Genomic DNA, 12,798 nt, shown 5'->3' on the forward strand with positions numbered 1-12,798 from the left:
TTGAGGTTAAAGGTATGTTTTCAGGTATGCCAGCGTTGTCCCATGAAGAGCAGCAGGTCGCAGTAGAGAGGATCCATCAACTTATTTCTGAAGGGATGGGAAGTGGAGAAGCCATTGCTATTGTTGCTCAGGAGCTGCGGGAAAAGTATCAGGATAAAGAACAGACCCATGTTTTATTTGAGGATGATGTAAAATAGCAGCAACGCATTTTAAACAAAACTCACATAATTACTTTCTATTACATGTTAGTTTAACCCAACATTTAATCCATATGAATTGGATGGTAATAGGAGGTAAGTATGAAGACAAATCAATTTGCTCATCGTACTGGGTTATTGAGTGTAGCTGCTGCGTTTTTCCTTTCGTTTGCTGCGTCAGCCGCTGAAAATGATCATGTGGCTAAATTTGTTTCCTGTAAAAACCTGACTAAAGATCAAATCGCAGCACAAGTTAAGCGAGACTTTTTACAAAATCGACTTAATCATTGGGATAAAGACAGACAACAACTGGGCACAGGAAAAACCGTCGCATGGGTAAATGTCAATGATATTATTGATGATAAAGATGCGTTACAAGTTCCACTTATTGTTCGGGGTTCCAAAAAAGACAAAAGTTACAATGTCACAATTGATTGTCAAAAAGAGACTATCAGTTATAGTGAAGTTAAGTAAACAAATTGCCATGCCAGATTCAAATATATTCGGGATACTGAAAATGTATCCCGTTTTATTTAATGAGTGAGGGCTTTTTATGACGGAACCACGAAAACTTTATCCAGCTTATGACGCATATAAAACCGGATATCTGGATACTGGGGACGGACACCAAATTTACTGGGAGCTTTGCGGTAATCCTGAAGGTAAACCTGCGATATTTATCCACGGAGGGCCCGGAGGAGGAATAGCAAATTATCATCGGCAGTTATTCGATCCGGAGCATTATCATGTCATGTTATTTGATCAACGTGGCTGTGGCCGTTCCAAACCTCATGCAAGTCTTGAAAATAATACAACATGGCACCTGATTGATGATATTGAACGCTTACGTAAGCTGATGAGGGTTGATAAGTGGCTGGTTTTTGGTGGCTCATGGGGGTCAACTTTATCCCTGGCTTATGCGCAAAAACATCCGAGTTCTGTATCAGAATTGGTATTAAGGGGAATATTTTTACTCCGGCCTCAAGAGTTGCAATGGTATTATCAGGGAGGTGCTGCCCGGTTTTTTCCGGAAAAGTGGGGGCGTACACTTTCTCTTCTTTCTGAAGAAGAACGTACTGATATGATAAAGGCTTACAACAAACGTCTCACGAGTAATGACCCCGCAGTGCAGTTGGAAGCTGCCCGTTTATGGAGTATTTGGGAAGGGGAAACTGTCACACTATTACCTTCTGTGCATGCAGATTCATTCGCAGAAGAACAGTTTGCGTTGGCGTTTGCACGTATTGAAAACCATTATTTTATCAATAACGGTTTTATGGATGAGACACAGCAGTTATTAGATCATATTGACGTTATCAGGCATATTCCAGCAGTCATCATTCATGGGCGTTATGATATGGCATGCCAGTTACAGAATGCCTGGGATCTGGCGAAATCGTGGCCGGAGGCAGAATTTTATATTGTAGAAGGTGCAGGTCATTCTTTTGATGAACCGGGAATTTTGCATCAATTAATTGATGCAACTGATAAATTTATTGGGAAATAGGTAGGATAACCACTCGCTTATGCGGTGGTTACCTTTTTTATTCATATTTAACGGTTTTTGGGCTCATAAGGTAAGCGAGAAAAATATCTCGATTGTTGGCGATAGTAGTTCAATCGTTGTTGAAAATATTCCCGCAGGTGTTGTGGTTGGGTGTGTTCAACAGTGTCTGGAACGACAGGCATATTATAGCGCTCTTTAAATGCAACCCCTGATGCCGCCAGATCAACATTGACCTTATCCATCTCATCTTTAGATAACTTGGCTAAGTTATGCTCCATCATTTCCTCTCCAAAAGTACTATGTGTCTTCAGAAGATAAAATTAATTGAGTCTTCTTTATTTGGCAAGTCATTATTTGCATAATAAAACACCTCTTAAATATTAATAATATCAATTCTCATTTTGATTAAATATTTAATCAAATAAAATTGATTCTTATTTTCTTATATTTAATGAGATTTATTCTTTCTATAAAATAAAAATAATTCCTTAAATATCAATATATTATTTTTTTAAAATTTATCTTTGTTTTATTGGTTTTTAATAGGCATAATATGCAGCAATTAATAAAATGTTAGGAGGGTGGGCTAATGTTAAAACAAGAAATGATTACGAAATTAAATGAGCAATTAAATCTGGAGTTTTATTCTGCCAATTTGTACCTACAAATGAGTGCATGGTGTAGTGAGAAAGGTTACGAAGGTGCGGCTGCATTTCTGAAAACCCATTCAGGAGAAGAAATGCAACATATGCAGCGTTTATTTGATTATTTGGGCGATACAGGAGCAATGCCTGTACTGGGTGCTATTCAGGCTCCACCTGTTGAATTTAATTCTATTTCTGATGTGTTCAATCAAACCTATGAACACGAAAAACTGATCACAGAAGAGATCAATAAACTGGCTCACTTAGCGATGACAACCCAGGATTACTCTACTTTTAACTTCTTACAGTGGTATGTGGCTGAACAACACGAAGAAGAAAAATTATTCAAATCTATCTTAGATAAACTGGATATGGTGGGTGAGAGTGGTAAGTCTTTATTTTTACTGGATAAAGATTTGAAAGGATTATCGGTTCCAGCTCATGCTTAAGAGAGCACTAAAATAAATTAATCTGCATTATTTTTACCGTAATTCCTGTTTTTTGCTTATTTTTAAGCAGGAGTTACGGTTTTTTGTTTTATCTCCTATTTTTGTTTTTTGCGCAGTGTTTCACAGGTCAGGATTTTCACCACGGATTAAATTTATCGTTTGTTATAAAATCCCCTTTAAGCATAAAAATTCATCTGTATATTAAAGGGTTATTTATCATGTCTATTTTTAACATCCGTTCATTCTGGAGCAATCTGTCTGCTTTGGTTGTTCTGTTTGTCGGTATGTCCTGCCAACAGGCTTTAGCTCATGCTCACTTGAAAGATCAGACTCCGGCAGAAAATACAACGGTGGAAGCTGCACCACAAGCTATAACTCTGAGTTTCTCAGAGCGCATTGAACTTGGATTCAGCAAAGTAAAATTAATTGGCCCAGAAAAAAAAGAGATTAAAACAGGTAAGCTAGCACTTGATCCTGCGACTAAAACGAAACTAATCCTGCCTGTAGAGGATAAACTGGCAGCAGGGGAATATCGTGTTGACTGGAGTGTTCTTTCTGTCGACGGTCATAAGACGAAGGGTGTTTACAACTTTACTGTAAAATAATGATTTCACTTGAGGCGTTATACGTACTCTGCCGTTTCTTGCATTTTGTGGTAGTTATGCTGATGTTTGGGTTCAGCTTGTTTACTACCATACTTGCTTCAGGCCATTTTTTAGTTTTGATTAAAAAACGGTTGAGAGTCGGCCTGGCGATTAGCACGGTATTGGCTTTTATTACCTCAATGATCTGGTTTATTGTACAGGCAGGGTTGATGGGGGATGGCTGGCACGACGTTTATCAACTTGAAATATGGCAGGCAGTGTTAACAACTTCTTTTGGTAAAGTATGGCAATGGCAATTATTGGTTGCTGCACTTGCTGTTGGGGGAATATTCTTTTTACGTACTAATGTTGGAGATTCTAAAACAAAGAATTTCTTATTATTAGGCTGTTCTGTCGTTTTGCTTTCAAGTCATGCTTTCATTGGTCATGTCACTATGTATGAAGGGAAGCTTGGTTTGCTGCTTCAGGTAAATCAGATTGTTCATTTGCTTAGTGCAGGCTATTGGTTCGGAGGGCTATGGCCTTTTTTACTATGTCTGCAATTCTTGCGGCTAAAAGATATTTCCAAACCAAACTCAGCCTTTCACCAGATAGATAGCTGCAATATGGAGAATAGCTTGTATGATGAAAGTGTAGTTGCAATGAGGCGATTTTCTGACTATGGGCACGTAGCCGTTTTTTTGGTGATCGTTACAGGAATTGTAAGCAGTGCCATTTTAATTCCTGGTTGGCTAACTTTTGATGCTCCTGCTTCCGAATATCAATCAATGCTATGGCTGAAAATCATACTCGTTACAGCTATGGTTCTTTTGGCCTTAATCAATCGCTACATTCTGGTGCCCAAATTAAAGCAGAAAGGGCGTTATGAATTACTGATGATGAACAGTTGGTTGGAAATCATTCTTGGAACTGCTGCTCTATTGTGTGTTGCTATCTTTGCGACAGAGTCTCCTGTGTGACCCTTGAATAGTTGGTATGAGCTTAGATACGTCTATGGTTTTTAAGTTATGACCAATAAGGCTGCAATTTGTAAGACGATGGGTATATAAACAAGAAAAAGGGCGGTAGAATTCAGCTTGTATGTTTATCAGGAGGATGATGATGAAACGAGTATTTTGGTTTTTATCTTTTTTATTTTTCTCTTTCCAAGGGATTGCTGCTCCAATACAAACCATCAGTAAATTACAGTTCGGGAAACAATGGGCTTTTTCTCGCGAAGAGGTTATGCTTGATTGCCGCTCAGGAGGTGCGCTGTTTGTGATCAATCCTAGTACGCTTATGCAATATCCGCTCAATGATCGCGCAGTAGAACTGATGAAAAATAGCCGAGTTATTGCAACTCCACTAAGTACAATACTCTTAGATGATCCTGAACATCACAATCAAAAAATGAGTATTGAACCATTTCAGAAAGCAGCTATGGTGCTATGCAATGATCAAACAAGTAACGGTAAATCGAGCGGTAAAAAATAACCGTAATTTTTACTGCTAATATGCATGTCAATTAACAAGCTAACTAATTAACAAAACTTGGTAATTTACTATGTGTCAACTACTCTTTAAGAGGTAAGTTGTTCTACGTCTCAATGGCATTTTAGTGCACGGCTCTTTAAACAGAGTCATTTTCCCTAGGCTGAGTAGAGGAGTATGCTCGGCCTTTTTTTGTTATGTTTATCATGAGAACTGAATAACTTTACTCTTTTTTCGCAAAATCACCTCTTTTTCTTAACTTGTATAATCTATTCAATATACCTTATGAATTTCAAGACACAGTGTGGCGGCAGATAAATGCTCAAATAGCGAGTGACTAATGCTCTTTTTTTAACGAAGTTTTGATAATAATATGAGCAGGGACACGATCTTGGCTGCAAATTAGGTAATTTTCTAATATAAGCTGTGATAACTAACTGAATTTCATAAGTGAATACTGGTAAAAATATTAAAAGAAAATTTTAATTCTGAGGTTCAAGCGGTATTCTGGGACAGGGATATAAGGATAGTAGAAGATTTACCAGAATGGTTTGATGTCCTTGGAAAAACCTATGTTGTTGTTTTATTGTTATTAAATTGTTATTTTTCTGACTCTTGTGTAGGTGTATATGGACAAACGTGAATTCTATCAGGAACTATCAGATGGCTTGGTAGCTTTATTATCAGGCGAATATAACTTGATCGCATCTCTTGCAAATACAAGTTCATTGTTATATGAACGTTTGGGTGATGTTAATTGGGTTGGCTTTTACTTGGTAGATGGTGATACCCTAGTTTTAGGGCCATTCCAAGGTAAAATTGCTTGTGTTCGTATTCCTATAGGGAAAGGTGTATGTGGAACCGCTGTAGCAAAGAATCATATCCAGCGTATTTCTGACGTACATGCTTTTCCGGGTCATATAGCTTGTGATTCTGCCAGTAATGCTGAAATTGTTCTTCCTTTGGAAATTAATGGACAAGTTATTGGAGTTCTGGATATTGACAGCACGGTTTTTGATCGGTTTGACGAACATGATGAACATGGCTTAAAAGCGCTTGTCAGCAGGCTTTGTGAGCATTTGGGGCAATGTGTTGTGCCAAAATATCTGCAACAGAATGTAACTTAACCTATGTATGACGTGGCATTTATCAGCAACACTATTATAATGTCGCCTGTTCATGCCTGCGCTGGTTGGCAAAACCGTTGTAATCAGGAAATTTCATGGAAAATCAACCTAAGTTGAACAGTAGTAAAGAAATCATTGCTTTTTTGGCTGAGCGATTCCCGCTTTGTTTCGCCGCAGAAGGCGAAGCACGTCCTTTGAAAATCGGGATCTTTCAGGATATCGTTGAACGTATTCAGGGCGAAGAGTGTTTAAGTAAAACACAGCTCCGTTCTGCTCTGCGCTTGTATACTTCCAGTTGGCGCTACCTCTATGGAGTTAAAGAAGGAGCCCGGCGTGTTGATCTTGATGGTAATACGTGTGGTGAACTGGAAGCTGAGCATATTGAACATGCGCGTCAGCAATTAGCGGAAGCTAAAGCTCGAGTACAAGCTCAACGAGCTGAACAACGTGCCAAAAAACGTGAAACAGAAAACGTATCTGACAAGAAAAGCGAACGTCCTGTGAGTAAAAAGGCAGCGCCTCGTCGTCGCCCATCAGCAGGTAAAAAAGATGACAAGCGTCCATTTCGTTCGCAAGATCGTTTGCAACAATCATGTAAGCCAGCAGATAAAACTACCAAAAAAATTGCACAGCCTGAGTTAACCTCAGTAACGGATGTATCCTCTCTGAAAGTCGGTCAGACAATCAAAGTGAATGTAGGGAAAAGCCTCATGGATGCTTCTGTGCTGGAAATTGCAAAAGATGGTGTAAGAGTGCAATTACCTACTGGTTTGGCAATGATTGTACGCGCAGAACACTTAAAGTTCTGATACGGAGGCCAACTTGGGCATGAACAAACTCATTACTTTGGCTTTCGTTTTAGTGCTGTCATTTTCTGATATAGGGCACGCAAATACTGTTAATGGTAGTGTAAGCCGTAATAGTAATGTCACTAATTCTGATGTAGCTGGTGTTGGTACAACAGGAGGAAATAATCCCCTTACTGTTACTATTAATCAGTTACCCGATCTAAAACCAGAACTACAACATCCGACAGTGAGTAAACGAATTGTTTCCCGTTTTCTCCGCTCTCATTATCGCCATTTTAGTCTGGATGCTGATTTTTCAGGTAAGGTTTTTGATCGTTACCTAAATATGCTGGATTATGGGCACAATGTTTTTCTTGCAGCAGATATTGCACAATTTGCTGCGCAAAAAGGGCTCTTAGGCAAAGAGCTTGAAAATGGTGATCTACATCTTCCATACGCATTATTTAATTTGCAGCAGAAACGCCGTTTTGAGCGCTATCAATATGCTCTTTCCCGATTGGAAAAGCCTATCAGTTTAGATGACAACGATACGCTTGAAACTGAACGTGATAAAGCACCTTGGCCTACGAGTATTGAAGAATTAAATAATCTTTGGGATGCCAAGATTAAATCGGATTGGATAAATCTCAAACTGTCAGGTAAAAATGACAAAGAGATCAAGGAAGTACTGAAAAAACGCTATCGGACTTTATTGAAACACCTAACTCAGAGTAAAAGTGAAGACGTTTTTCGAACAATTATGATGGCTTTTGCTCGTGAAATAGATCCGCATACCAGCTATCTCTCGCCTCGCGATACGGAACAGTTCAATTCAGAGATGAGCCTTTCTCTTGAAGGTATTGGAGCTGTTTTGCAGTATGATGATGAATATGTATCTGTCCGCTCATTGGTTGCAGGAGGGCCTGCAGCCAAAAGTAATTTACTCAAAGTCGGAGATAAAATTATTGGAGTGGGGCAAGCTGGTAAACCAATTGTAGATGTTGTTGGTTGGCGTCTGGAAGATGTTGTTGTTCTGATTAAGGGGCCAAAAGGTAGTAAAGTCCGTCTTGAAGTTATTCCAAGCACAAAAGGTGCTAAAAATCACATTATCACTTTAACGCGTGAAAATATCCGTCTTGAAGATAACGCAGTTAAGATGTCAGTTAAAACTGCTAGTAAAGAGAAGGTAGGGATCCTTGATATACCAAGTTTTTATGTTGGTCTGACTAATGATGTAAAAGTACAACTGCAAAAACTAGCGAAACAAAATGTTTCTGCAATTGTCATTGATTTACGTGGTAATGGTGGTGGTGCGCTAACAGAAGCTGTCTCACTTTCTGGCTTGTTTATCTCAACGGGGCCGATTGTGCAGATTAGAGATAATACAGGTCGGATTAAAGAAGATTCGGATACTGATGAGGCAATCTATTATAAAGGGCCTTTGGTTGTTTTAGTTGATAACCGAAGTGCTTCAGCATCTGAAATTTTTGCTGCTGCTATGCAAGATTATGGGCGTGGATTGGTTGTTGGTGAGCCTACTTTTGGTAAAGGGACTGTCCAACAATATCGTTCTTTGAATCGCATTTATGATCAGATGTTAAGTCCTGATTGGCCAGAGATTGGCTCAGTACAGTATACTATTCAGAAATTTTATCGGGTGAATGGTGGTAGTACTCAACTTAAAGGTGTAACGCCTGATATTCTGATGCCAACAGGGGAAGAACCCTCTGACATAAGTGAAAGCCAGGAAGATAATGCCCTGCCATGGGATAGTATTCAACCGGCAAGTTATAATTTTTCAAAGAAAATTTCAGAGTTAGTACCACTATTGACCAAATTGCATCGTCAGCGTATCACCAATGACCCTGAGTTCAGATATATCAATCAGGATATTGCTTATTATAAGGTGCTAAAAGCGCGTCATGGTGTTTATTCGTTAAACTATGCAGAGCGAGATAAAGAAAATAAAGAGTATGAGGCGATTAAATTAAATCGCATTAATGAGCGTTTTAAACGTGAAGGGAAGAAACCACTCACATCACTTGATGATTTGCCAAAAGATTATAAAGGTCCAGATCCCTATTTAGATGAATCGGTACAGATTGCTCTAGATTTAGCTCATCAGCCTGCTGAAATAACTCAAGCGAAGTGATTTCAAACTGTGTTATGGATAAAAAGTCGGCTTGATAGTCGGCTTTTCTATTACCGACTGGATCTTATGTAATATTGTAAAGTTATGTCGATTCTGTCGCTTAACATCTTAAAAAAATTGAATAATATGAGTTCAGCCCCCATCTTATGATTTACTTTTAGTTGAACTGTTTGATTATTAAAGGAAGCCAATTTATATGATGCGAATTGCTTTGTTCCTGCTCACTAACCTGGCTGTTATGGTTGTGTTTGGGATAATACTTTCACTCACAGGAGTTCAGCGAAGTAGTGTAGCTGGTCTCATGATAATGGCTGGGTTGTTTGGTTTTGGTGGTGCATTTATTTCTCTGTTAATGTCGAAATGGATGGCATTACGTTCTGTTGGTGGTCAGGTTATTGAAAAGCCGTCTAACGAAATGGAATTTTGGCTGATGGAAACTGTCCGTCGCCAGTCTGATCAGGTTGGTATTACCATGCCACAGGTTGCCATTTATGATGCACCTGATATTAACGCATTTGCGACAGGAGCTCGTCGTAATGCTTCTTTGGTTGCTGTTAGTACTGGATTACTGAATAACATGAGTCGTGATGAAGCGGAAGCTGTAATTGCTCATGAGATCAGCCACATTGCTAATGGTGACATGGTGACAATGACGTTATTGCAAGGGATTGTAAACACATTCGTTATCTTTATTTCACGTATCATTGCACAAGCGGCTGCAAGTTTCCTGTCCAGCAGTGATGATGAGAGCGAAAGCAGCAGTAACGGTAACCCTATTGTTTATATGATCCTTTCCATGGTCCTGGAGATTGTATTTGGTATTCTGGCAAGCATTATTACCATGTGGTTTTCCCGTTACCGTGAATTTCACGCGGATGCAGGGTCAGCGAAACTTGTCGGACGTGAAAAGATGATTGCTGCATTACAACGCCTCAAAACCAGTTATGAGCCTCAGGAAGAAGGCAGCATGATGGCGTTTTGTATTAATGGTAAGTCTAAAAGCTTCAGCGAGCTATTCTTATCTCACCCTCCATTAGATAAACGTATTGAAGCTCTGCGTAGTGGTGAGTATATAAAGTAACATTCTTCTCTGATTTTTAGATGAAAGATTAAAAAAGTAATTAAAGTAAAAGCCGGGATTCAGATGAACTCCGGCTTTTTTGATACTGTTTGTCAGATAAGAAATGAAACTGAACTGAGAAAGTTTGGATAGAGGAAAAGGAAGGGGATAAGACCTTGAACCCCACCTTTGCTACTGAGATACAAAGGTGAGGGAAGGGAGTAATGAGTTTATCTTGATTAAGATTGACGCAATGTTACTTTATCTTGTTCGAATGTTTTTTTATCAGTCTTACCCATTAATTGGCTGGTAATTGTGCCAGCTACCATTGATCCGTTGACGTTTAACGCTGTGCGGCCCATATCAATAAGAGGTTCAACAGAGATCAACAGGGCGACTAAAGTGACAGGTAATCCCATTGCAGGCAGAACAATAAGCGCAGCAAATGTAGCTCCACCGCCAACACCAGCTACACCAGCAGAGCCGACTGTCACGATGCCAATGAGAGTGGCTATCCATAGGGGGTCAAGAGGATCAATTCCAACAGTTGGAGCAACCATTACTGCTAACATGGCAGGATAAATGCCTGCACAGCCATTTTGACCGATAGTTGCCCCGAATGAGGCGGAAAAGCTGGCTATAGATTCCGGGACACCGAGATGACGGCTTTGTGTCTCAACATTTAACGGAATGCTGGCAGCGCTTGAACGGCTGGTAAAGGCAAATGTCAGTACAGGGCCTGCTTTTTTGAAGAACTTTAGTGGATTAATGCCTGTCAATGCTAGAAGGACGCCGTGTACAACAAACATCAGACCTAAAGCGACGTAGGAAGCAACAACAAAGTTACCTAATTGTGCGATATCGTGAATATTGGAGCTGGCAACAACTTTAGTCATTAAAGCCATTACACCGTATGGAGTGAGGCGCATAACCAGTCTGACAAGTTTCATTGCCCATGCCTGCATAGTATCGATGGCAACAAGTGCTTGCTCACCACGCTTGCGGTCATCTTTTATCATTTGTAATGCAGCAATTCCCAGGAATGTTGCAAAAATGACTACACTGATAATTGAAGTTGGGCTTGCTCCTGTGAGATCTGCAAATGGATTTTTAGGAATAAAAGAGAGGATTAATTGCGGCACACTCAGCTCTGAAACCCGATGAATATAGTTTGCTTCAATCGTCGACAGACGCGCAGTTTCTTGCGTACCTTGAATTAACCCAGCAGAGGTCAAGCCAAACATACTGGCGATAAAAATAGCAATTAAAGCGGAAATGGCGGTAGTGAGCAGTAAAGTACCGATAGTCAGGAAGCTGATTTTACCTAAAGAAGACGCCTTATGCAGATGTGCAACTGCACTCAGTATAGAGGCAAAAACCAATGGCATAACAACCATCTGTAACAATTGTACATAACCATTACCGACAATGTTGAACCATTTAATTGATTCTTTCACAATAGGATTGTGTGCACCATAAATCACATTTAATGCCAATCCAAAAAAAACGCCTACAATCAGGGCAATAAGAACTTTCTTGGATAGGCTCCATTGATCTGAACTCGTTTTAGCTAATAATATGAGTAACGCTGCGAAAATCAGCACATTAATAACGAGTGGTAAATTCATCCCCAGTCTCCAATATTCTGACTAATATGACTTTTTTGTATGGAATATGCTTACTTCAAGTTATAACAAGAAGTTGCACCATATATTCTATTAACTATGCATGGTATCAATATAAGAATTGGCTTTCTTATAATTAAAAAGAATAAAATATAATTATTTATCACTAGCTAGTGCAATTAGTTATATGTCCTTATGTAATTTATTTTCACCTTGTTTAGATTTGGTAACAATATGCAGAGATTTACCGCGTGATATATGGGCTTTCTGGTGTTATATAATTAATAAATTTCAGATCGTTACATCAAAATAGGGGACATAACTAACAAAGTAGCGACGTTGAAGATAAAAATGATAAGTAAAAATTAAAAAGTAATACTTATGTTGTGAGTTAACCCCATCTTTTAAATGGGGTTATGGTTTGATTAAAAATAAACTCAGTTATTTATATAGATTTTGTAATTTATCGATATTTAACTTATCAAGTGACAGCTTATCGAGTGGTAGTTTGTCTAAATAGTGCATAAACGAAAAATCGATGTACTGTGGAATGAGAATAGCAATTGCTACAATCAAAACGGCTATAAATCGTTCCGCTTTTTTGCGCTCTTTTCCCCTTAATATAGGGATCCGGAAACGCACTTTTAATGGCCATAAGAGAGGGATACCTGCTGGCGTAAGCATATCTGCAACCAAATGGCTGATATAGCCTACGATCATGGCGTGGAAAAAGTCAGTTGGTATGGGCCAGTCAGCTGGCATTTTGGTCTGAAAGAGAATAATGCCAACAACTAGTGCTAATAGGCTATGTGTAAAACCACGATGCCCACAAAGTCGTGCAATAGGAATGGAAATAAAACGGAATAACCTGCCTAACGTTGAATGTGGATGATCAATATCAGGTAGTAAAGAAGCCAAAAGCACACCAGGAAGCATATGCAACCAATCTCCCTGTGCTATTTCTGGAGTAATTTCTAGCTGATGAGCCAATACAAGGCTGGCAACCGAAAAGAGAAGATGCCCTTCTGCTGTCATAATTATTTATACTGAGTTGTTTGTTATATTGATATTTATTGCTGTTTATACATACAGTTCTCGCTAGTATAGAGGGTTTTGTATAAGTTGAATAGGGGGTAAACAAGAAAAACCTTTTATTTATTAACATATGACACTA

General features: G+C 39.0%; 14 protein-coding genes. 11 read left to right on the forward strand and 3 right to left on the reverse strand.

The annotated features are described in order from the left end of the window. Positions 1-14: 14 nt before the first annotated feature. From HGO23_RS08830 to pip, 3 genes are all read left to right on the forward strand, one after another. Positions 15-197 carry a YoaH family protein gene (locus tag HGO23_RS08830; protein ID WP_099134686.1) on the forward strand — a complete coding sequence of 61 codons (183 nt, stop codon included), beginning with the start codon at positions 15-17 and terminating at the stop codon, positions 195-197. A gap of 102 nt (positions 198-299) precedes the next feature. After that, positions 300-671, forward strand: coding sequence for a protein YebF (gene yebF, locus HGO23_RS08835; protein ID WP_209028588.1), 372 nt, complete (start codon positions 300-302; stop codon positions 669-671). Positions 672-750: 79 nt separating this feature from the next. Further along, a complete protein-coding gene (gene pip, locus HGO23_RS08840; protein ID WP_209028589.1) occupies positions 751-1,704 on the forward strand; it encodes a prolyl aminopeptidase in 954 nt (317 codons plus the stop codon). Positions 1,705-1,751: 47 nt separating this feature from the next. Here pip and HGO23_RS08845 read toward each other — a convergent pair whose 3' ends face one another. After that, positions 1,752-1,982, reverse strand: coding sequence for a DNA polymerase III subunit theta (locus tag HGO23_RS08845; RefSeq protein ID WP_099134903.1), 231 nt, complete (start codon positions 1,980-1,982; stop codon positions 1,752-1,754). A gap of 311 nt (positions 1,983-2,293) precedes the next feature. On the opposite strand from HGO23_RS08845, the gene ftnA reads away from it, so the two are divergent. The 8 genes from ftnA to htpX all read left to right on the forward strand — a co-directional run bounded on the left by ftnA (position 2,294) and on the right by htpX (position 10,020). Further along, a complete protein-coding gene (gene ftnA / locus HGO23_RS08850) occupies positions 2,294-2,797 on the forward strand; it encodes a non-heme ferritin (protein ID WP_099134683.1) in 504 nt (167 codons plus the stop codon). A 218-nt stretch (positions 2,798-3,015) separates the two neighbouring features. Beyond that, positions 3,016-3,402, forward strand: a complete 387-nt coding sequence (yobA, locus tag HGO23_RS08855; protein ID WP_047680240.1) for a CopC domain-containing protein YobA — start codon at positions 3,016-3,018, stop codon at positions 3,400-3,402. Beyond that, positions 3,402-4,361 (forward strand): copper homeostasis membrane protein CopD, encoded by a 960-nt coding sequence (gene copD / locus HGO23_RS08860; RefSeq protein ID WP_099134682.1) that lies wholly within the window; start codon positions 3,402-3,404, stop codon positions 4,359-4,361. Before yobA ends, copD begins: the two co-directional genes overlap by 1 nt. A 142-nt stretch (positions 4,362-4,503) precedes the next feature. Continuing rightward, positions 4,504-4,875, forward strand: a complete 372-nt coding sequence (locus HGO23_RS08865; RefSeq protein ID WP_099134681.1) for a YebY family protein — start codon at positions 4,504-4,506, stop codon at positions 4,873-4,875. Positions 4,876-5,501: 626 nt separating this feature from the next. Next, positions 5,502-5,999, forward strand: coding sequence for a GAF domain-containing protein (locus tag HGO23_RS08870; RefSeq protein ID WP_099134680.1), 498 nt, complete (start codon positions 5,502-5,504; stop codon positions 5,997-5,999). A gap of 95 nt (positions 6,000-6,094) precedes the next feature. After that, the gene (proQ, locus tag HGO23_RS08875) at positions 6,095-6,808 is read left to right on the forward strand and encodes an RNA chaperone ProQ (protein WP_099134679.1); all 714 of its coding nucleotides are present in this window, start codon (positions 6,095-6,097) and stop codon (positions 6,806-6,808) included. A 19-nt stretch (positions 6,809-6,827) separates the two neighbouring features. Further along, positions 6,828-8,939, forward strand: coding sequence for a carboxy terminal-processing peptidase (gene prc, locus HGO23_RS08880; protein WP_209028590.1), 2,112 nt, complete (start codon positions 6,828-6,830; stop codon positions 8,937-8,939). Positions 8,940-9,135: 196 nt separating this feature from the next. After that, complete coding sequence (htpX, locus tag HGO23_RS08885) at positions 9,136-10,020, forward strand: protease HtpX (protein ID WP_099134677.1); 885 nt, start codon at positions 9,136-9,138, stop codon at positions 10,018-10,020. Between the two features lie 218 nt (positions 10,021-10,238). Here htpX and HGO23_RS08890 read toward each other — a convergent pair whose 3' ends face one another. Together HGO23_RS08890 and HGO23_RS08895 are read right to left on the reverse strand one after the other, a co-directional pair. Further along, the gene (locus HGO23_RS08890; RefSeq protein WP_209028591.1) at positions 10,239-11,627 is read right to left on the reverse strand and encodes an L-cystine transporter; all 1,389 of its coding nucleotides are present in this window, start codon (positions 11,625-11,627) and stop codon (positions 10,239-10,241) included. A gap of 438 nt (positions 11,628-12,065) precedes the next feature. Continuing rightward, entirely contained in the window at positions 12,066-12,659 is a 594-nt protein-coding gene (locus tag HGO23_RS08895; RefSeq protein ID WP_209028592.1) for a metal-dependent hydrolase, read from the reverse strand. Positions 12,660-12,798 lie beyond the last annotated feature (139 nt).

Origin of the sequence: Xenorhabdus budapestensis (assembly GCF_017743015.1) — a bacterium.
GTDB classification, from domain to species: domain Bacteria; phylum Pseudomonadota; class Gammaproteobacteria; order Enterobacterales; family Enterobacteriaceae; genus Xenorhabdus; species Xenorhabdus budapestensis.